Source organism: Nitratireductor sp. ZSWI3 (assembly GCF_024655565.1).
Classification (GTDB): Bacteria; Pseudomonadota; Alphaproteobacteria; order Rhizobiales; family Rhizobiaceae; genus Nitratireductor.
Genome location: NZ_JANKOF010000037.1, coordinates 1 through 19,393 on the forward strand (window position 1 = coordinate 1; position 19,393 = coordinate 19,393).

Consider the following 19,393-nt stretch of genomic DNA (forward strand, 5'->3'; position numbering starts at 1 on the left):
GGGGGGCGTCCAGGAAAACGATCTCCCGCCGGCAAGCCGACGGGAGAGTGCAGTGGTCAGATTGCCTGGAGGCAGAGCAGACATTGTGTCTACGGTGGAAAGGATAGTCGCGTGTGGTTGCCAAATTGTATCGAAGGAATACAATCCAGAGCTGTATCTGATTGAGTCGATCATTCGCGCTGGGGGGCGTTGGGTTGGAAATCCGGGTGAAGCGCGTCTATGAGCCGCCCGCCCCCTCGGACGGGGCGAGGGTGCTGGTCGACCGGCTCTGGCCACGCGGCATCAGCAAGGAGCGCGCCGCGCTGGACCTGTGGATGCCGGAGATCGCGCCCTCGCATGCGCTGCGGAAATGGTTTCACGAAACGCGGATCTGGGAGGAGTTCCGCATGCGCTACGAAGCGGAACTGAGCGGGAAAGACGCTCTCCTCGACCGCTTGCGGGCGTTGGCGGACCGGGGCTCTCTGACGCTGCTTTTCTCGGCCCGGACCGTCGAGGAAAATCATGCGAACATCATCAAAGAACTGTTGATGAAATAAATGCTGCAATGCGTCATGCGCAAGTGAGTAACGAGCGTCGTCGTTGATACAACCTTGTGTTGTTTCTGGCGCCGGTTTGACGGATTCTGCCGCGCGGCGACAGATTTTCGTGAGAATCTTATCTTGTTTACCATATACATGCGATTCTACTATTGACTTACCAATCACTTATAGAGACATATGCAAGTGCTGATTGTTTTATGTCTTGATGACTGATTGGCTTTGGGGCGGACGGATGACTAAGGATTTTGACAAGTTAAGGCAGCAACTGGTGGAGCTTGCGGAGGCGGTAAACAGATTTGAATCCGAATCCGTGCAGTTGCGCGTGGTGGAGCTCGTTCTGACCGGCGGCAGTGCACGCGAGGGGGATTTTGCGGAAGGCGGCAACGAACGCTACGTGCCGGGACCGGGGTTCGTGGATTTCGGCCGGGGCATGAGGTCCGGCCGCCGGAAGAAGACGACCGACAGCGCACGCGGGGCCGTCGCGGCGCTGAATGATCTGATCGAGAGCGATTTCTTCACCGAGCCGAGGACCATCAGCGACATCGTCGCCCGCTGCGAAGGGGTTTCGGGAGCGCGCTACAAGTCGAATGCCTTTTCCGGGCCGCTCTCGCGACATGCCCGCAGCGGCATTCTCAATCGCGAGAAAAACGAAGACGGCAAGTTCGTCTATTCCAAGCCCTCATAGATCCGGGACCGGCCGATCACGGCAGAGAGCCTTTCCCGAAAGGCCGGGCAGGGGCCATGTCTGGGCAGGCTCTCAGGGTTTCCGCCTTTCAATCCCATCGCTACTGGCGCCGTCACCTTCACGAGGAGGCGGTCAGCCATCTCGCATCACCTCGTGTGCGCATGAAAGCGGGAAAATGATTGAGCGTCCTTTGTGCATCCGAACACAATGCACATATGATGATTTCGGTCGCCTCTTCACCTCGTGGCAACAGCGCCGTGCGTGGTTCGACAAGCTCACCATGAGGGGTGGTATTGGTTGCAAACCCAACGCAACGCCTTGGTACCAGGCTTCCTGCCAAGTGCAGCCACGGTTCAGGCTTCATGCCAAATAAAGCCACCCTCATGGTGAGCTTGTTGAACCACGCACAGGGTCAATGCAACGGGGATGGCATCCAGAAGGACGCGCGGCGCTAAACGCGTTCGACGAAGCCGTCGAGAACCCGCTTCTGGCCTGCCTTGTCGAAATCGATGGTGAGCTTGTTTCCATCGATGGCGGCGATGTTGCCGTTGCCGAATTTCAGATGGAACACGCGGTCCCCGATCTTGAAGGCCGACGGGGTGTCCGACACCGATTTGGCGACGAGCTCGCCCTCGATAACCCGCCCTTTCACTGCGCCGCGACCCGCCCCGTAGCCTGAATCCGCTTCGCCGTAGCCGATCCGCTCCACCTGGTGGCCGGACCGCGTGCCCCAGTTGCGCGCCGTCGCTTCGGTGCGGTTCTTCTGGGCGCGCTGCCAGCCCGGCGTCGCATAGGTGTTGGAAAACACGCCGGCATCGTCGAAGCGGGATTTGCCGTATGGGTTAGGGCGGCCGGCACCGCCGCCATGGCTGATGGAATAGCCCCCGTAACCGCCGCTCTCCTCGGCGACGTCCACATGCGCCTCGGGCAATTCGTCGAGGAAGCGCGAGGGGATGGTCGATTGCCACAGGCCATGGATGCGGCGGTTCGAGGTGAACCACAGGTGAAGATTCTTCTTGGCGCGTGTCAGGCCGACATAGGCAAGCCGGCGCTCTTCTTCGAGCCCGGCACGGCCGCCTTCGTCCAGCGCCCGCTGGTGCGGAAACAGACCCTCCTCCCAGCCGGGCAGGAACACCGTCTCGAATTCCAGGCCCTTGGCGGAATGCAGCGTCATGAGGCTGACGGCATCGAGATCCTCGTGGCGCTCGGCGTCCATCACCAGGGCCACATGTTCGAGGAAACCGCGCAGGCTCTCGTAATCCTCCATGGAGCGGATCAGCTCCTTGAGGTTTTCCAGGCGCCCCGGCGCTTCGGCGGAGCGGTCGTTCTTCCACATGTCCGTGTAGCCGGACTCCTCGAGGATCGTCTCGGCAAGCTCGGTGTGCGGCGTCTTGTCGAGCATGCCCTGCCAGCGCTCTATGCTTTCGGCGAGGTTGCGCAGCGCCGCGCGCGGCTTGGGCTTCATCTCCTCGGTGCCGACGATGTCGCGGGCGGCCTGCAGGAGCGTCACCTGGCGCATGCGTGCCACGTCGTGGATCTGCCGCACGCTGGCCTCGCCGAGGCCGCGCTTCGGCACGTTGACGATGCGCTCGAAGGCCAGATCATCGGCCTCCTGGGCGACGATGCGGAAATAGGCGAGCGCATCGCGGATTTCCTGCCGCTCGTAGAAGCGGGGCCCGCCGATGACCCGATAATTGAGGCCGAGCGTCACGAACCGGTCCTCGAACTCGCGCATCTGGAAGGACGCGCGCACCAGGATGGCCATGTCGTTCAGCGCGTGCCCCCTGGCCTGCGATGCCTCGATCTCCTCGCCGACGGCGCGCGCCTCCTCTTCCGAATCCCAGGCGGCGTGGACCTTCACCTTGGCGTCGTCCGGATCGGCGCGATCGGTGAAGAGCGTCTTGCCGAGACGGCCCTCGTTGTGGGCGATCAGGTGGGAGGCGGCGCCCAGAATGTGGGCGGTGGAGCGATAGTTGCGCTCCAGCCGGATGACCTTGGCGCCGGGAAAATCCTTCTCGAAGCGCAGGATGTTGTCCACCTCGGCGCCGCGCCAGCCATAGATCGATTGGTCGTCGTCGCCGACGCAGCAGATGTTGATGAGCGTGCCGGCGGCTGCCTTGGGGCGCTGGGCGAGTAGGCGCAGCCACATATATTGCGCGGTGTTGGTATCCTGGTACTCGTCCACCAGAATGTATCTGAACCGGCGGTGATACTCCTCCAGCACGTCCGGATTCTCCCGGAAGATGCGGATCGGCAGGCACAGGAGATCGCCGAAGTCGACTGCGTTCAGCGTCTTCAGGCGCTCCTGATAGGCCGCGTAAAGCTCGCGGCCGCGGCCGTTGGCGAATGCGCGCGCGTCGCCTTCCGGAATGTCCTTCGGCGCCAGGCCCTTGTTCTTCCAGCCGTCGATCATCTGGGCGAACTGGCGCGCCGGCCAGCGCTTGTCGTCCAGCCCCTCGGCCTGGATGATCTGCTTGATGAGGCGGATCTGGTCGTCGGTGTCGAGAATGGTGAAGGAGGATTTGAGGCCGGCGAGCTCTGCGTGGCGGCGCAGGATCTTGACGCCGATCGAATGGAAGGTGCCGAGCCAGGGCATGCCCTCGATCGCTTCGCCGACCAGCGTGCCGACGCGCTCCTTCATCTCGCGGGCGGCCTTGTTGGTGAAGGTCACGGCGAGAATCTGCGAGGGATAGGCGCGGCCGGTGGCCAGGATATGGGCGATGCGGGTGGTCAGGACGCGGGTCTTGCCGGTGCCCGCGCCGGCCAGCACCAGAACCGGCCCCTCCGTGGTCTCCACGGCAAGGCGCTGTTCCGGGTTCAGCGCATCGAGATAGCGGGCCGGCGCCGGCGCCGCCCGGGCGGCCATGGCGCGCGCGGCGATGCCCGAGGGCTTGGCGGCCGCCGGAGCGTTCGGAGCTGGTTCTTCCTCGTCGAAGAACGGGATATCGTCAGGATAACCGGACATCGCGTCTGCATATGGTGATTCGGGGGCCAAAGCCCAAGGATGTTTTCCATTTGTACCGGTTTGACGCAGCCCGGCCAAGGCTTTCCTGTGGTGAGCCGGCAAAGGTGATCGGCGCTTCGTCGGCGCCACTGCACAGGAACCGATCGGCAAGAACCGGTATGGCCGCCGAACCTAATGCTCACTCTCGCACAGGGAGTGGTTGCCGAGCGCGCGCAGCACATAGCAGTCGCCGATGGCGCCATTGTCGCAGCTTTCGACGATGCGTTCCAATTCGTGCTCCAACCGCTTCAGCCGGGCGATGCGCCCGCGCACCTCCCGCAGGTGCTCGCGGGCGATGCGGTCGGCCGCTTCGCAGGGCTTTTCGGGATGGCCGCTGAGCTCGATCATCTCGCGGATCGCCTCGATGCCGAGACCGAGATCGCGTGCATGGCGGATGAAAGTGAGCCGTTCCAGGGCTTCCTTGCCGTAGCGGCGCTGGTTTCCGGACGAGCGCTCGGGCGGTTCGATCAGGCCGGTTTCCTCGTAGTAGCGGATCGTGGGGACCTTGACGCCCACGCGCTGGGAAAGTTCTCCGATCGACCACATGACGCCTCTCCTGCAGGTTCTCCTTTATCTCCCATATAGGTCCGCCGCCCGGCCGGATGAAGGGAGGGGAGCGCCGCCGTTCACGGCGCTGTGAATGGAAGTCGCTGCCCGCCGACCTAAAGTAACCGGCAGGCGGGCCGGACATCGACAATCGGAGAGCAGCATGCAGGACAAGCCGAAGATCACACAGGCGATGATCGACGCCTATGACGAATACACGCATCTTTCGCTCGACCGCCGTGCGTTCATGAACAAGCTGACGGCGCTTGCAGGCTCCGGCGCGGCAGCAGCAGCCATCGCGCCGATGCTTGCCGCGAGTGCGGCGCGCGCCGCGATCGTCGCGGAGGACGACCCCCGTGTCGTGACGCAGGACATCACCTATCCCGGTGATGGCGGCGAGATGCGCGGATATCTCGCCAAGCCGGCCGGCGAGACCGGCGCGCTGCCGGCGGTGATCGTCATCCATGAGAATCGCGGCCTCAACCCGCACATCCGCGACGTGGCGCGGCGCATGGCGCTGGAGGGTTTCGTCGCGCTTGCCCCCGATTTCCTGTCGCCGGCGGGCGGCACGCCTGAGGACGAGGACAAGGCGCGCGAAATGATCGGCGGGCTCGATGGCGCCGAGACCGTGCGCAACGCCGTGGCGACGGTGGCCTTCCTCAAAGGCGACGCGGCGACCAATGGCAAGGTCGGCGCGGTGGGTTTCTGCTGGGGCGGCGGTCTCGTCAACCAACTCGCGGTGAGCGCACCCGATCTTGGCGCGGCGGTCGCCTATTACGGGCGCCAGGCCGATGCCGCGGACGTGTCGAAGATCGAGGCGCCGCTGCTCCTGCACTATGCCGGACTGGACGAGCGCATCAATGCCGGCATCGACGCCTATGAGGCAGCCCTGGAGGAGGCCGGCAAGGAGTTCACCATCCATGTCTATGACGGCGTAAACCACGCCTTCAACAACGACACGTCGGAGGCGCGTTACGACAAGCCGGCAGCCGATCTCGCCTGGCAGCGGACGGTCGATTTCCTGAAGGAGAAGCTTGCCTGAACGCCGGCGGACCGGATCAGGACGATTCCCTGGCCTGTTGGGCGCGGCGCAGGATCGCCCGGGCGAAGACGAGATCCATGGGGATCGGTCGGCGCCCGGCCTGGATCCGGTAGAGTTCGTCTTCCAGCGATTTCAGCGCCCGCCACATGTCGTAATCGCTGACATTGGCGTTGTCGGCGACGCATCTCGACAAAGCATCGATGTCGATCTTCACCATTGTGTTCCGCCGCGTTGATCGCCCCTGCCGAAGCCTCGCTCCGCGAATCGTCGGTCCGATCCCGGCAGTCTGGGCCATGGCGCCGCCCGTTCAAGGACCGGCAGGGGCATAGCTGTGCACAAGATGGTTGCCTCGGATCATGGTTAACGGACCGTTGATCGGGCGATGCCCCGTCAGGTGAGGGATCGGCGCGCTCCAATGGGCCAGAAGCAGGTATTTGCTGTTTCATCCGGGGGGCTGACGCTTCATCCGGGTTGCACTGCGCCGTCAGGGCGCAATAAGACTGGGCGTGTCGATCGCGCAGCCTGAATGAAACCCGAGCAAAAGAGCCGATTATGTCTTCCGAAGCCACTGCCGTCCTGCCCGCAGATCAGAGCGCGCCGGATGGGGGAGGCGGCGAAGGCGAGGCCGAGACTGTCGAACGCGAGCTCTCGCTGCCGGTCCTCTCCCTGATGGCCCTCGTGGTGGGCATCGTGGCGGCATTCGGCGCGATGCTCTTCAAGTTCCTCATCGCCGCGATCTACAACGTCTCGTTCTATCAGAAATTCTCGCTCGACTATGATCCGAACACTTTTGGCGGGCCGAGCCCGCTTGGCCCGCTGGTCATCGTCGTTCCGGTGATCGGCGGTCTGATCGTCGTCGCCCTGGTGCGGGCCTTCGCGCCGGAAGCGAAAGGGCACGGCGTTCCCGAAGTGATGTATGCGATCTATCACAAGGGCGGCAATGTGCGCGGCGTGGTGGCGGTGGTGAAGTCGCTCGCCTCGGCGATCTCCATCGGTACGGGCGCCTCGGTCGGGCGCGAGGGCCCGATCATCCAGATCGGTTCGTCTTTCGGCTCGACCATCGCGCGCCGGCTGCGCCTCGTGCGACCGCAGAAGATCACTCTCCTGTCGGCCGGCGCCGGGGCCGGCATCGCGGCCACCTTCAACACGCCGCTCGGCGGCGTGCTGTTCGCCAGCGAGGTGCTGCTGCCGGAAATCTCGCCGCGCAGCTTCCTGCCCGTGGTCATCGCCACGGCGACCTCGACCTATGTCTACCGGTTGGTGATGGGCGGGGAGACAGCCTTTATCGTCGAGACGCTGAACCAGATGCACTTCGAGACCGTCAATGTGCATGAGATCGGCCTTGCCGTGCTCACCGGCGTGGTGATGGGCGTTGCCGCCTATGTCTTCGTCAAGCTGCTCGCCTTCATGGAAGACCGCTTCGAGGAAATGCCGATCAACCCTTATGTGCAGAACGCTATCGGCATGTTCGCGGTGGGCCTGATGGGCTACGGCTTCTTCCTGGCGAGCGGTCACTACCACGTCATCAGCGTCGGCTATTCGACGATCCAGGACATCCTGGCCGGAGGCAACACCAGCATCGTCCTTCTGGTGGCGCTGTTCATCGGCAAGCTTCTCGCCACCACGATCAGCCTCGGCGCCGGTGCGTCCGGCGGCATCTTCTCGCCGAGCCTGTTCATGGGCGGCACTCTGGGGGCCGCCATCGGGGCGGCCGGCGCGATGGTCTTTCCCGATGCCGGGATTTCCGTGCCCACCTTTGCGATGATCGGCATGGGGGCGATGGTCGGCGGCGCGACGAGCGCCGTCATGACGGCGATCGTGATGATCTTCGAGATGACGCGCGACTACGACATCATCCTGCCGCTGGTGCTCGCCGTCGCGCTTTCCATCGGCATCCGCCGTGCCTTCGTGATCGACGACATCTACACGATCAAGCTGCGCAACCGGGGCAGGCCCATTCCCACCAACCGGACCACCAACATGTTTCTGGTGCAGCCGGTGGCGGAGATCATGAACCGCGATTTCCATGTCCTGCCCGGCGAGATGACCGTTGCCGAGGCCGTGAAGCAGATCGACGTCACAACCGCCAAGCTCGTCGTCACGGATGGCCAGCGCATCTCCGGCTTCATCCGACTCGGCACGTTGCGCGCCGACATCGAGAAGCTCGGCAAGGAGCGGCTCGACGAATTGTCCTCGAACGCCTTCATCATTGCCGCCGAGCGCAGCAACCTCAACGATGTGATCACGCGCATGAGCCGCAGGCAGCGCTCCTACGCCATCGTCATCAAGGCCAATCGCGGCGTGCCGCGGCCGGATGAGATCGTCGGCATCATCGATCGGGAGGAAGTCGCCCAATCGGTGATCCGCAATCACTACGGTTGACGATCGCCCTTCCTATCAGCAGCCGAGGAAGACAATCATGTAACGATGTTGCATAGAAGCGGGAACGGTTCCGCGCCGGGCGGGGCGGTTCGATCGATTGGAGAGGTCCGATGGCGCTTGCCGAGTTCGAGAAAGTGGTTCGCAACGAAGAGGGCATCGCCACCGCCCTCGACATATTGCGCCAGCGCTATGGCGAGCGACTGCTGACCGGCCGATCGGTGCGCGAGCAGCACGCCCACACGACGAGCTACATCCCGGCCCAGCTGCCCGACGGCGTGTTTGCGCCGGCCACCGCGGAGGAAGTGCAGGACGTGGTGCGGATCTGCGCCGCGCATCGGGTACCGATCATCCCCTTCGGCACCGGCACCTCGCTGGAAGGCCACGTCAACGCGCCCGGCGGAGGAATCTCCCTCGACCTGATGGGCATGAACCGGGTCCTGTCGGTCAATGCCGAGGACCTGGATTGCACGGTGGAGCCGGGTGTCACGCGAGAGGATCTCAACCACCATCTGCGCGATACCGGCCTCTTTTTCCCGATCGATCCGGGCGCCAATGCCAGCCTGGGCGGCATGGCTGCAACGCGCGCCTCCGGCACCAATGCGGTGCGTTACGGCACCATGCGCGACAATGTGCTGAGGCTGTCGGCGGTGATGCCCGACGGGCGGCTGATCACCACGGCGCGACGCGCCAAGAAAAGCTCGGCCGGCTACGACTTGACGCGGCTCCTGATCGGAGCCGAGGGCACGCTCGGCATCATCACCTCGTTGACCCTCAGGCTCTACGGCATCCCTCAGGCGATCTCCGGCGGCGTCTGCCCCTTCCCGAACGTCGAACAGGCCTGCCAGGCGGTCATTGCGACCATCCAGATGGGCGTGCCGGTGGCCCGCATCGAATTCGTCAACGGCCTCGCCATGAAGGCGATCAACGCCTATTCCAACCTCGATTATCCCGAAAGCCCCTGCCTGTTCCTCGAATTCCACGGCAGCGACGCCGGCGTGAAGGAGCAGGCGGAGACTTTTGGCGAGATCGCCGCCGAGTTCGGCGGCGGCCCGTTCCAGTGGACAAGCATCGCGGAGGAACGCACCAGGCTGTGGAAGGCCCGGCACAACGCCTATTGGGCCTGCATCGCCCTTCGTCCGGGCACGCGCGGCCTGTCGACCGACGTCTGCGTGCCGATTTCGCGGCTGGCCGAATGCATTGTCGAGACGGAGGCGGACATTGCCGAATCGGGCCTGCTCGCGACGGTGCTCGGCCATGTCGGCGACGGCAATTTCCATGTGCTGGTGCTGATGGACATGGACGATCCCGGCGAGATCGAGCAGGCCGAGGCCTTCGTGGCGCGGCTCAACCGGCGGGCGCTTTCCATGGATGGCACGTGCACGGGCGAACACGGGATCGGGCAAGGCAAGATGCGCTTTCTCGAGGAGGAACTGGGTGACGCGGTGGATGTCATGCGCGCGGTCAAGCAGGCGATCGATCCGCTCAACATCATGAACCCGGGCAAGATCATCGGGGCAGGGCGCCCATAAGCGGAATTTGTGCGATCATTTGTGCCGAGGCCCCTTTATCGTCATCGAAATCGCACTACTGTGCGGCGTTGACGGGAGAAGGCTGAGGAGACGCAACTGGCCCGGCTGTTCGTATTCGTCGGTGGACTGGTGGTCCTGGCGCTGACCGCGGCGCTGGTGGCTCCCTACTTCATCGACTGGAACCACTACCGTTCGGCGTTCGAGCGGGAGGCCGGACGCGTGCTCGGTCGCCAGGTTCGCGTGGAAGGGACCGCGCGGGCGCGGCTTCTGCCGTTTCCTTCCCTGACCTTCACCGACGTGGTGGTGGCGGGCGAGACGCCTGAGGTTCCCGGCATGACCGTGGAGGAATTCTCCATGGATGCCGAGCTTGCCCCCTTCCTGCGCGGTGAGGTGCTGATCTTCGACATGCGCCTGGTGCGGCCGCGGGCGAGGATATCGGTCGCCGCGGATGGCGGGATCGACTGGACCGTGCGGCCTTCCGGGCCTTTCGATCCGCGCCAGGTGACGCTCGAGAAGGTGACGATCATCGACGGCTCGGTCGATCTGCGGCACGACGCCAGCGGCCGGGCGCACACGCTGACCGACATCGATGCCGAGCTGTCCGCCCGCACCCTGGCCGGCCCTTGGCGGATCGGCGGCCGGCTCGCCTTCGACGACATGCCCATGTCGGTGACCGTCTCCACCGGAACGGCCGATCCCGAGGGGACCTTGCGGCTGCGCGTTGAGGCGCTTCCGGACGGCCTGCCGATCAAGGTCGCCGCCGATGGCCAGGCACGCCTGGAAAACGGCGCGGCCCATTATGACGGCATCTTCACGCTCAACACCTATACCGAGGAGCAGATCGTCAGGCTGCGCGGCAGCGACGGCGAACAGCCCGTGCTGACGGTCGGTGCGGCGACCAACCGGCTCTCCGGCCGTTTCGGGCTGGAGCACGACCGGCTCTCGGTGGAGGAGTTCCGCTTCGAGACCGGTCCGGTGGACGCTCCCTATCGCGCGGAGGGAACGGCCGTCGTCGAGCTGGGAAGCGAGCCGCGCTTCTCGATCACCGCCGACGGGGCGCAACTCCGCCTCGAGCCCGACGAGCAGACGGAGGGCGCGATTGCAGGTGTCGATCTGGAGAAGCGTCTGGAGGCGCTGGCGCGGGCCATCAAGGCTCTGCCGGCCCCCGGAATACCGGGGCAGGTGGCGGTCAACCTGCCGGCCATCGTCGCCGGCGACACCACCATCCGCAACATTGCGCTGCGGGCCGAGCCCGTCGAGGGCGGATGGTCCATCGGCTCCTTCGCCGCAACGCTGCCCGGCCGGACCCGCTTCGAGGCGAGCGGCGAGCTTGCGGCGCGGGAGGCGCTCGCCTTCGAGGGGCACATGCTGCTGGCGATCGCCCAGCCTTCGGGCTTTGCCGCCTGGGTCTCGCGGGACGTTGACGATGCCATCCGCCGCCTCCCGGCTGCCGGTTTTAGCGCCGACGTGGCGCTTTCGGCGACCCGGCAGAGTTTCGATGCGCTGGAACTGATCCTGGGCGGCGCCCGCTTCACGGGTAGCGTGGTTCGCGAAGCCTCCGCCGATACCCGCCCTTCGCTCACCGTCGCGCTCGACGGGGAGGCGCTCGACCTTGAGGGAATACGCGCGTTCATGTCGTTGTTCGTGAGCGATGCGGGGGCGAACCGGCTGGAGGGACATGACGTCGATCTGGAGATCAAGGCCGGTCCCGTCACCGCATCGGGGCTGACCGCGCAAACGCTCGACAGCGCCTTGCGGCTGCGCGAGGGCGTTCTGGAGGTCGACCGGCTGACCGTCGGCGGCCTTGCCGGCACCCAGATCAGCGCGACCGGCCAGATCCGCGATTTCGCCTCGGCACCGACCGGCAAGATCGATGCGACGATCCTGTCCACCGACCTATCGGGGCTTGCCAAAACGCTCGCCGGCCGCTTTCCCGAAAACGCCGTCTTGGGCGGCATCGCGGAACGCGTGCAGGCGTTTCCGGGGCTGCTTGCCGATGCGGAGCTCAACCTCGTGGCGAGCGCCGCCGACAATGGCGACGACACCATCGGCCTCGGCGTCAGCGCCGAGGGGGTCGCGGGCGGCACGAAGCTCAGCCTCTCCCTGTCGGACAACAGTCCGCGCGGGGCGCCGCTCGACGGCCGGTTCAAGCTCGACCTGACGGCGCAGAACGACGATGCGGCGTTTCTTTACGGGCTTGCCGGCCTGCCCGCTCTGCCGCTCGGCCTCGCCGGGGAGGCCAAGCTGGAGCTTTCCGCCGAGGGATCGCGGGCCGACAGCATCGCCACCCGGCTGCAGCTGACCGGCGACGGGCTGGACACGGGCTTCGATGGGGCCCTGACCTTCAAGGAGGGTGCGCCGAGGCTGGCCGGCCGGACGCACATCGCCAGCGACGACATCGAGCCGTGGCTTTCGGTCGCCGGGGTGGTTCTGCCGGGTTTCGGGCTCGGAATGCCGGTCGATCTTGCTGCGGAACTGGAATGGAGCGACAGGCTTGCCGTCCTCTCGGGTCTGACGGGCAGTCTTGCCGGGAGCGACGTGTCGGGCGATCTCAACATCGCGCTCGACGCAAACAAGCCGCGTTTCGACGGTGCGCTGGATCTCTCCCGCTTCGATCTGGCGCCGGTGGCCGAACTGGTGCTGGGGCCCAGCGCCTTCTCCGGCGAACAGAGCGGGGAGTGGCCCGAAGTGCCGTTCGGACAGGATGTCGCCTTGCCCTTCTCGGCGGACCTCGAATTGCGCGCCGACGCGCTGTGGGCCGGCTTCTGGGCCGGCGGCCGGAATGCGGCGATGAAGCTCAAGCTCGATGGCGAGGGCATGGCGCTGTCCGACCTCAAGGCCGAAATATACGGCGGGACCATCGACGGTTTCGCGACCCTCAAGAACAATGCCGGGACCGGGCTTCTGACCGCCCAGATCGGGCTCGAGGGAGCGGCGCTCGACGCCGTTCTCCCGCAGGCGAGCATGACCGGCAAGCTCGATGCCCGCACCAGCGTGACGGCGAGCGGCAAGACGGTGAACGGCATGGTGGCGGCCCTGACGGGATCCGGCTCGGCGGCGCTGAGCGACCTGGTGATCGACGGGCTCAACCCCGATGCGCTGGGGCCGATCCTCGCCAGGGCGGACGCTACAGGCAACGGCATCGACGCGGAGGAGACGGCCGGTTTTGCCCCGGCGATCGTGCGCTCCGGGCGCTTTCCGGCCGGTGCAACCGAATTCGCCTTCACGGTGGCGGGAGGCGCCGCAAGAACGCCGCCGATCCGCCTTGCGGCCGACGGGACAATCCTGACGGCGGAGATTTCAGCCGATCTGCGCGACCTCAGCGTCCGGGCGGCGGGCAGCCTGCTCTATGATGCGGGCACCGAGGCGGTGGTCGGCTCGGAGCCGGCCGTCACCTTCGAGACGAGCGGGCCGTTCGCGATGGCGCGGACGGAGATCTCCACCGCGCCGCTGGCGCAGTTTCTCACGCAGCGCGCCCTCGAGCGGGAGCAGGTCCGCGTGGAGCGGATGCAGTCGGTGCTGCTGGAGCAGCAGCGCCTGCGCCGCGAGGTCCGCTACTTCGCGGCCCTTCAGACGCAGCGCGAGCGGGAGGAGGCCGAGCGGCTGCGGCTGGAACGCGAGTTGAAGCTGCGGCAGGAAGAGGAAGAGCGCGCGCGGGCTGCCGAGGAAGCGCGGCGCAAGGCCGCTGCCGAAGAGGCCCGCCGCGCGGCGGAGGAGGCCGAGCGGGCCGCCCGTGCTTTGCGCGCCGCGGAGGAAGCGCGGCGCGATGCGCCGAAGCCGCCACCGGAGGAGAACCGAAACATCGAGCGCAGGGCGTTGCCCGCGCCGTCGCCGGACGCCAATTCTGCCGATGCCGTCTCCGAGTTCTTCAGGGCGAAAAGCCTGTCGCCCGAACGGTTGAAGGAACTGCTGGGGCCGACGGACTGAGGCATTGTCCGATCACGGTGAGCCGACGCGGCGTTTCAGGTCCTCGAGCACCAGGAGGCGCAGGGCCGACGAAAGATTGCCGTCATCGGGGCGGGCGGCATCGACCTCGGCGACGAGCGCGGCGAGCGGCAGGCGCCGTTCGCGGGCGATGCGTTCCAGCTCGTGAAAGAAGGCGGGCTCGAGCGAGATGCTGGTGCGGTGTCCGCGAATGCTGATCGAGTGCTTTCGCACGCCGCCGCTCACCGGGACGTGGTCTCGTCGTCCTGGCCGATCCTGTGGCCGTCCAAATGCTGCCGGGACACAACGGCGCGCTTGATATCGTGCTGCTTCTGCGCCTTGGTGCGTCCGTGGAGCGCGCGGTTTTCGGCGGCACGCAGCTCTTTCTCGTCGCGGGCCTTGCGCTTGCGCTCCTGACGCAGATTGACGATCTCGCCCACGGTCACTTCTTGCGGAACGCATCGAGGGAGACCACTTCGGCCCCCTTGCTTTCCTGCTTTTCCTTTTCCTTTTCCTTTTCCTTGGGCGCCGATTTCGCGCTCTTCTTCTTTGCCGGCTCGGAGGGCTTCTTCGTCTGCGGCTCGGGCGCGGCATCGACAGGGCGCACTGCCTCGCCGGCCGTCTCGGTGTTGGCCGCAACCGCGGCCTCCTCGGGCCGGACATCGAATTCGAGCTCGAAGTTCACCGACGGGTCGTAGAAGCCGCGGACCGCGGAAAAGGGGATGCTCAGCATCTCGGGAACATCGGCGAAGGAAAGGCCGACCTCGAAACCCGTCTCGCTGACTTTCAGGTCCCAGTACTGGTACTGCAACACGATTGTCATCTGCTCGGGATAGCGTTCGCGCAGGCGGGTGGAGATGCGCACGCCGGGCGCCGTGGTCAGGAAGGTGATGAAGAAGTGATGCTCGCCCGGAAGGCCGGTGCGCGCGACTTCGGCGAGCACCTTGCGCATCACGCCGCGCAGGGCGTCTTGAGCAAGAATGTCGTATCTGATGCGGTCTTCGGCCATCGTGCGAACCGGTTGGTGAGTCGATGCCCTTACCTCTAATCAAGGACCGTGCTCAGGTAAACCGGCAAAAGGCATTATGCCTGCAAAGCCGTTTCGGCCATCTCGGGAGCTAGGCCGTCCCGCCGGCCATAGGCCCGCAGAAAGGTCCTGACGGCCCGTCTGGTGGAGAGGACGAAGTCTTCCTCGCTCAAGGTCTCGCCGAACATGGCCGGAAGCTGGAGTTCCATGTTGATCAGGGCGAGAAACTGGCGGGCGGCGATGTCGGGATCGTCGACATCCAGGAAGCCGGCAAAGGCAAGTCGGGCAAAACGCGCGGCCAGCGCCGACCAAACCTTGCCCGGACCCTCCGTCCGCCAACTGGCGAACAGCTCGGGGTGGCGCGCACCCTCGCTCTGGATGAGCTTGCGCAGGAACTTGCCGTCCCGGTCGCAGGTGCAGTTGCTGTTGAAGCGCAAGGCGAAGGCGACGAGATCGGCCTCAAGATTCCTGGGGCGGTCGGGGAAGGTGCCGAGAACGGCGAAGGCGCGGGCGTTGCAGCGCTCGGTGATCTCGCCGACCACGGCCGCGAAGAGTTTCTCCTTGTCGCCGTAGTTGTTGTAGACCGTCTGGCGCGAGACGCCGGCTTCGGCGGCGATCATGTCGATGTTCGCCCCGGCAAAGCCCTCCTGGTAGAACACGCGCGCCCCCGCATCGAGAATGGATTGGCGTTTGGCAGCGTGGCTGCGTGGCGGGAACGTGTCAGGAGTGTTGATCGATCTCATAAAAAACATATACGCCTGATTGACGAATTGGACAAGTCCGTCTAAAAATATGGCCGTCTCAATGGAGAAATTTCGACGGGGGAGGGTGTCGGTTTCTCTGCGCCCGTTTCGTCCTTGCAAAATAGCGCCCGGACGGGGCGGACATCTTTTTTGAAAGAGCCTTACCATGACACCCAGGTTCCTCCGCATCGCGGTCGTGCTCGGCCTTCTGACCGCCGTCGGCCCCTTTGCCATCGACATGTATCTTCCTGCACTTCCCTCGATCGGCGCCGACCTCGGTGCCGGAACGGTGCCGGTGCAGATGTCGCTTCTCGTCTTCTTCCTGTCGATGGGCTTCGCGCAGATCATCGTCGGGCCGATCTCCGACATGGTCGGCCGCAAGGCACCGCTCTATCTGGGGCTTGCCCTGTTCATCGCCGGCAGCATCGGCTCGGCGCTCGCCACGAGCATCGAGATGCTGATCACCTTCCGGTTCCTGCAGGGGCTCGGCGCGTCGGCGGGCATGGTGGTGCCGCGTGCGGTCGTGCGCGATCTGCACACGGGGACCGAGGCGGCCCGGCTGATGTCGCTGCTGATGCTGGTCTTTTCCATCTCGCCGATCCTGGCGCCGTTGACCGGCAGCTTCATCATCGAGACGCTCGGCTGGCGCGCCGTCTTCTGGTCGGTCACGGTGGCGGCCCTGCTCGCCGTCGTCCTTCTGGCCACGTCGTTGAAGGAAACGCGCCCGGCCTCCGAGCGACAGGGCAGCTCGCTGCGCAGCGCACTTGGCGGCTACCGCTTCCTCATGGGAGACCGCAATTTCCTGGGGCTGACCTTCATCGGCGGCTTCGGCATCTCGAGCTTCTTCGTCTATCTGTCGAGCTCGTCCTTCGTGCTGATCAATCATTACGGGCTGTCGCCGTCCGTCTACAGCATGTTCTTCTCCATCAACGCCGTCGCCTTCTTCGCCATGTCGCAGTTGACGGGCACGCTGACGGAGCGGTTCGGCCTGCGCCGCGTGGTGCGGGTCGCCGTGGTCTCCTACGCAACGGTGATGGTCGCCATGCTGGCGGTGATGGCGACGGGCCAGCAGTCGCTCTGGGTCATGGCGCCGTTTTTGTTCGTCGGCTACGGCTTTCTGGGCCTCGTCATCCCGACGACTTCGGTGCTGGCGATGGACGATCACGGAGCGATCGCCGGCACCGCGTCGGCCCTGATGGGCACGCTGCACTTCGCCACCGGCGCGCTCGCCATGGCCGTCTCCGGCCTGTTCTTCGACGGCACGCCGCTGCCGATGGTGACGAGCATCGCGGCCTGCGCCGTGCTGGCGCTCGCCCTGACGCAGCTGACGCTCGGCCGGACCGGCGCTGCGGCGCGGGCCCCCGCCGAATAGGCGTGTCCGCAAAACCTTGCCATGATTTCGGGCCGATGCGCTTGAGGGGCGGTCTTCCGCCCCTTCTTTTTGTGGCACGACGGAGGCGCGCAACGGATCGAATCGTCGCGAGGGCAAGGACTGGGAGGGTAGGTGAAAGAGAAGGAAGTGGAGGCTTCTGTTGCCAGGTGCCTCCGGACCCCGCTTAGACCTGCGACGGCCTAAGGCTTGATTTGAAGCTATCGCGCCGCATTAAGCAGCGAGACGTGCCTCCGCATAGTTGTCGTTGGCAACTATAGAGTTTAGCCCGATAACGGTGGTACCATGCCGAGCGAAAGTCCGATCTTTACACCCTCGTCGATCCTGTTTCGCCCCCATCAGAAGCCGCCCTGCGGAACGGAACGCCTTGCGGCGGTTTCTGGTGGAGGCGCCGGGCACTGCCCCCGGGTCCGAATGGTTTATTGCACCGGCAGTTTATCGCCATAGTCGGTCGAGCCGACGGTGCGAATATAGTGATGCCGTCGTGGCATGGAAAGGGGATTCGGCGGGAAAAAGGTTTTCGGGATTGACTTGGCGTCGAGCTTTGCGGAAGCTCTCGCACGGTGTGGTGACGTTTTGACGAACGCGCAGGTTGCGTTAGCCGCCGGCGGGTCGAAACAAGGCCACGATCTGTAATGAGGGAGAGGTCATGGCTGATTATCTCGCAGATGTCCGCAAGTACGATGCAACCGCCGATGAGGATGCGGTCGGCAAGATCGTCAAGCATCTCGGCATCGCGCTGCGCAACCGCGATTCGTCTTTGGTGTCCTGCACGGATCCCAGCGAGCTCGATCGCGTGCGTGAGAAGTGGTGCATGAAGAAATTCGGCGAAACCGATGCCGCAAAATGCGATTCGGTGATTGAGAAAGTCTGCGAGACCATGTCTGCCGACAATTCCAAGAGCCGCGTGACCTTCTACTATCTCGTTGCCAAGCATCTGGGCAAGCTGTCGGCCCTCTGATTTCCGGCGCCGTCAGGACGCTTTTCGTGCCCTCTTCGTTTCGAAGAGGGCATTTTTGCTTCCTCCGGACGCCGTGTGGATGGTGCCGGCAAATCAACGCGATGCACTTTTCGCGGTGGCAGGCTGCTCTATGATGGCGGCGACGATATCCATTCGAATCGGTTCGCCATGCGCCAGTATCTCGACCTTCTCTCCCATGTGATGGACAACGGCGTCGACCGCGACGACCGCACCGGCACCGGCACGCGCGGCGTCTTCGGCTATCAGATGCGCTTCGACCTGGGGCAGGGCTTTCCGGTCCTGACGACCAAGAAGCTGCATCTCAAATCCATCATCCACGAGCTGCTCTGGTTCCTGAAGGGCGACACCAACATCGCCTATCTGAAGGAGCATGGCGTTTCCATCTGGGATGAATGGGCGGACGAGAACGGCGAACTGGGGCCGGTCTACGGCGCCCAATGGCGGTCCTGGCCGGCTCCCGACGGCCGGCACATCGATCAGATCGCAAATCTTCTGAAGAGCCTGAAGACCAACCCGAATTCCCGGCGGCACATCGTTTCGGCCTGGAACCCGGCGGAGGTCGACCGCATGGCGCTGCCTCCGTGCCATTGCCTGTTCCAGTTCCATGTCGCCGAGGGGCGTCTTTCCTGCCAGCTCTACCAGCGGTCGGCGGACATCTTCCTGGGCGTGCCCTTCAACATCGCCTCCTATGCGCTTCTGACGATGATGATCGCCCAGGTGACGGGGCTGAAACCCGGCGATTTCGTGCACACGCTGGGCGACGCGCATCTTTATTCGAACCATTTCGACCAGGCGCGCGAGCAGTTGGCCCGCACCCCCAAACCGCTCCCCGCCATGTGGATCAATCCTGAGATCGACGACCTCTTCGCCTTCCGCTTCGAGGATTTCGAGCTGCAGGGCTACGTGGCCGATCCGACGATCCGCGCGCCGATCGCGGTCTAGGGTCCGGCGAGGGCGGCTGGAACGCCGAGGAGGATGAGATGAGCGTGGAATTGGTCGTCGCGGTCGCCGAGAACGGCGTCATCGGGAGGGTCGGCGGCTTGCCGTGGCGTCTTTCCACAGATTTGAAGCGCTTCAAGGCGCTGACGCTGGGCAAGCCGATCGTCATGGGCCGCAAGACCTGGGAGAGCCTCGGAAGGCCCTTGCCCGGCCGCCGCAACATCGTCGTCACACGCCGGGCCGATTATGAGGCGGAAGGAGCCGAATGCGTCTCCTCGCTTGCCGTCGCGATGGCGCTCGCCGGTGCCGGGCGGTCGGACGCCGATGTCTGCGTGATCGGCGGCGGCGAGATCTACCGTGAAGCCCTCCCATTGGCCGATCGCCTGCATGTCACCCACGTCCATGCCGACATCGAGGGCGACACGTATTTCCCGCCGATCGATCCCGAAACATGGGAGCCGGTCTCCCGTGAGGAGGTCCCCGCCGGCGAAAAGGACGTTTACGCCACAAGCTATGTGGTCTACCAACGGCGCTAGCCGCATCGGCACGTGATCGGCACGTGTAGGTGGAATCGCTTGAGAAGCGGCGCGCTGCCGCGTTGAAAGCACTGATGCCGCTACCTATAACAGACCGGATGGGGGAGCCGGCCCGCCACGGGCAG

At 64.9% G+C, this 19,393-nt stretch carries 17 protein-coding genes and 1 other RNA gene; 10 read left to right on the forward strand and 8 right to left on the reverse strand.

The genetic code is table 11. The features are described from left to right. Positions 1 to 206: 206 nt before the first annotated feature. Positions 207 to 536 (forward strand): DUF488 family protein, encoded by a 330-nt coding sequence (locus NUU27_RS13045; RefSeq protein ID WP_308219966.1) that lies wholly within the window; start codon positions 207 to 209, stop codon positions 534 to 536. A gap of 235 nt (positions 537 to 771) precedes the next feature. Next, entirely contained in the window at positions 772 to 1,224 is a 453-nt protein-coding gene (locus NUU27_RS13050) for a hypothetical protein (protein WP_257762548.1), read from the forward strand. 451 nt (positions 1,225 to 1,675) lie between these two features. Here the strand turns inward: NUU27_RS13050 and NUU27_RS13055 are convergent, their stop codons facing one another. Next, positions 1,676 to 4,189, reverse strand: coding sequence for an ATP-dependent helicase (locus NUU27_RS13055; protein ID WP_257762549.1), 2,514 nt, complete (start codon positions 4,187 to 4,189; stop codon positions 1,676 to 1,678). Between the two features lie 171 nt (positions 4,190 to 4,360). Then, complete coding sequence (locus tag NUU27_RS13060) at positions 4,361 to 4,774, reverse strand: helix-turn-helix domain-containing protein (protein WP_257762550.1); 414 nt, start codon at positions 4,772 to 4,774, stop codon at positions 4,361 to 4,363. A 163-nt stretch (positions 4,775 to 4,937) separates the two neighbouring features. On the opposite strand from NUU27_RS13060, the gene NUU27_RS13065 reads away from it, so the two are divergent. After that, the gene (locus NUU27_RS13065) at positions 4,938 to 5,816 is read left to right on the forward strand and encodes a dienelactone hydrolase family protein (RefSeq protein ID WP_257762551.1); all 879 of its coding nucleotides are present in this window, start codon (positions 4,938 to 4,940) and stop codon (positions 5,814 to 5,816) included. Between the two features lie 16 nt (positions 5,817 to 5,832). Here the strand turns inward: NUU27_RS13065 and NUU27_RS13070 are convergent, their stop codons facing one another. Next, positions 5,833 to 6,033: a hypothetical protein gene (locus NUU27_RS13070; protein ID WP_257762552.1), complete on the reverse strand. Its 201-nt coding sequence runs from the start codon at positions 6,031 to 6,033 to the stop codon at positions 5,833 to 5,835. A 335-nt stretch (positions 6,034 to 6,368) separates the two neighbouring features. Here NUU27_RS13070 and NUU27_RS13075 point away from each other — a divergent pair, with 335 nt between their 5' ends. The 3 genes from NUU27_RS13075 to NUU27_RS13085 all read left to right on the forward strand — a co-directional run bounded on the left by NUU27_RS13075 (position 6,369) and on the right by NUU27_RS13085 (position 13,654). Further along, positions 6,369 to 8,198 (forward strand): chloride channel protein, encoded by a 1,830-nt coding sequence (locus NUU27_RS13075; protein ID WP_257762553.1) that lies wholly within the window; start codon positions 6,369 to 6,371, stop codon positions 8,196 to 8,198. 110 nt (positions 8,199 to 8,308) lie between these two features. Continuing rightward, positions 8,309 to 9,727, forward strand: a complete 1,419-nt coding sequence (locus NUU27_RS13080) for an FAD-binding oxidoreductase (RefSeq protein WP_257762554.1) — start codon at positions 8,309 to 8,311, stop codon at positions 9,725 to 9,727. 105 nt (positions 9,728 to 9,832) lie between these two features. Continuing rightward, positions 9,833 to 13,654: an AsmA family protein gene (locus NUU27_RS13085; protein WP_257762584.1), complete on the forward strand. Its 3,822-nt coding sequence runs from the start codon at positions 9,833 to 9,835 to the stop codon at positions 13,652 to 13,654. 12 nt (positions 13,655 to 13,666) lie between these two features. Here the strand turns inward: NUU27_RS13085 and NUU27_RS13090 are convergent, their stop codons facing one another. The 4 genes from NUU27_RS13090 to NUU27_RS13105 form a co-directional block, all read right to left on the reverse strand. Further along, positions 13,667 to 13,885 carry a ribbon-helix-helix domain-containing protein gene (locus NUU27_RS13090; protein WP_257762555.1) on the reverse strand — a complete coding sequence of 73 codons (219 nt, stop codon included), beginning with the start codon at positions 13,883 to 13,885 and terminating at the stop codon, positions 13,667 to 13,669. Positions 13,886 to 13,893: 8 nt separating this feature from the next. After that, positions 13,894 to 14,091: a DUF4169 family protein gene (locus tag NUU27_RS13095; protein ID WP_257762556.1), complete on the reverse strand. Its 198-nt coding sequence runs from the start codon at positions 14,089 to 14,091 to the stop codon at positions 13,894 to 13,896. Positions 14,092 to 14,093: 2 nt separating this feature from the next. Further along, positions 14,094 to 14,660, reverse strand: a complete 567-nt coding sequence (locus tag NUU27_RS13100) for an SspB family protein (protein WP_257762557.1) — start codon at positions 14,658 to 14,660, stop codon at positions 14,094 to 14,096. Positions 14,661 to 14,734: 74 nt separating this feature from the next. Continuing rightward, entirely contained in the window at positions 14,735 to 15,421 is a 687-nt protein-coding gene (locus tag NUU27_RS13105; RefSeq protein ID WP_257762558.1) for a TetR/AcrR family transcriptional regulator, read from the reverse strand. Between the two features lie 166 nt (positions 15,422 to 15,587). Here NUU27_RS13105 and NUU27_RS13110 point away from each other — a divergent pair, with 166 nt between their 5' ends. Beyond that, the gene (locus NUU27_RS13110; protein ID WP_257762559.1) at positions 15,588 to 16,793 is read left to right on the forward strand and encodes a multidrug effflux MFS transporter; all 1,206 of its coding nucleotides are present in this window, start codon (positions 15,588 to 15,590) and stop codon (positions 16,791 to 16,793) included. Positions 16,794 to 16,939: 146 nt separating this feature from the next. On the opposite strand, the gene ssrA is transcribed toward NUU27_RS13110, so the two are convergent. Then, positions 16,940 to 17,311, reverse strand: a transfer-messenger RNA (tmRNA) gene (ssrA, locus tag NUU27_RS13115). A gap of 149 nt (positions 17,312 to 17,460) precedes the next feature. On the opposite strand from ssrA, the gene NUU27_RS13120 reads away from it, so the two are divergent. The 3 genes from NUU27_RS13120 (at position 17,461) to NUU27_RS13130 (ending at position 19,268) form a co-directional block, all read left to right on the forward strand. Next, a complete protein-coding gene (locus NUU27_RS13120; protein WP_257762560.1) occupies positions 17,461 to 17,772 on the forward strand; it encodes a DUF2853 family protein in 312 nt (103 codons plus the stop codon). Between the two features lie 168 nt (positions 17,773 to 17,940). Continuing rightward, the gene (locus NUU27_RS13125) at positions 17,941 to 18,735 is read left to right on the forward strand and encodes a thymidylate synthase (RefSeq protein WP_257762561.1); all 795 of its coding nucleotides are present in this window, start codon (positions 17,941 to 17,943) and stop codon (positions 18,733 to 18,735) included. Positions 18,736 to 18,773: 38 nt separating this feature from the next. After that, positions 18,774 to 19,268, forward strand: a complete 495-nt coding sequence (locus tag NUU27_RS13130) for a dihydrofolate reductase (RefSeq protein ID WP_257762562.1) — start codon at positions 18,774 to 18,776, stop codon at positions 19,266 to 19,268. Positions 19,269 to 19,393 lie beyond the last annotated feature (125 nt).

Bases quoted from the DNA above. Each gene is read 5' to 3' on its own strand.
- NUU27_RS13110 (WP_257762559.1), top strand. From the start codon at position 15,588: ATGACACCCAGGTTCCTCCGCATCGCGGTCGTGCTCGGCCTTCTGACC.
- NUU27_RS13125 (WP_257762561.1), top strand. From the start codon at position 17,941: ATGCGCCAGTATCTCGACCTTCTCTCCCATGTGATGGACAACGGCGTC.
- NUU27_RS13050 (WP_257762548.1), top strand. From the start codon at position 772: ATGACTAAGGATTTTGACAAGTTAAGGCAGCAACTGGTGGAGCTTGCG.
- NUU27_RS13065 (WP_257762551.1), top strand. From the start codon at position 4,938: ATGCAGGACAAGCCGAAGATCACACAGGCGATGATCGACGCCTATGAC.
- NUU27_RS13070 (WP_257762552.1), bottom strand. From the start codon at position 6,033: ATGGTGAAGATCGACATCGATGCTTTGTCGAGATGCGTCGCCGACAAC.
- NUU27_RS13080 (WP_257762554.1), top strand. From the start codon at position 8,309: ATGGCGCTTGCCGAGTTCGAGAAAGTGGTTCGCAACGAAGAGGGCATC.
- NUU27_RS13075 (WP_257762553.1), top strand. From the start codon at position 6,369: ATGTCTTCCGAAGCCACTGCCGTCCTGCCCGCAGATCAGAGCGCGCCG.
- NUU27_RS13055 (WP_257762549.1), bottom strand. From the start codon at position 4,189: ATGTCCGGTTATCCTGACGATATCCCGTTCTTCGACGAGGAAGAACCA.
- NUU27_RS13100 (WP_257762557.1), bottom strand. From the start codon at position 14,660: ATGGCCGAAGACCGCATCAGATACGACATTCTTGCTCAAGACGCCCTG.
- NUU27_RS13105 (WP_257762558.1), bottom strand. From the start codon at position 15,421: ATGAGATCGATCAACACTCCTGACACGTTCCCGCCACGCAGCCACGCT.
- NUU27_RS13120 (WP_257762560.1), top strand. From the start codon at position 17,461: ATGGCTGATTATCTCGCAGATGTCCGCAAGTACGATGCAACCGCCGAT.
- NUU27_RS13060 (WP_257762550.1), bottom strand. From the start codon at position 4,774: ATGTGGTCGATCGGAGAACTTTCCCAGCGCGTGGGCGTCAAGGTCCCC.
- NUU27_RS13130 (WP_257762562.1), top strand. From the start codon at position 18,774: ATGAGCGTGGAATTGGTCGTCGCGGTCGCCGAGAACGGCGTCATCGGG.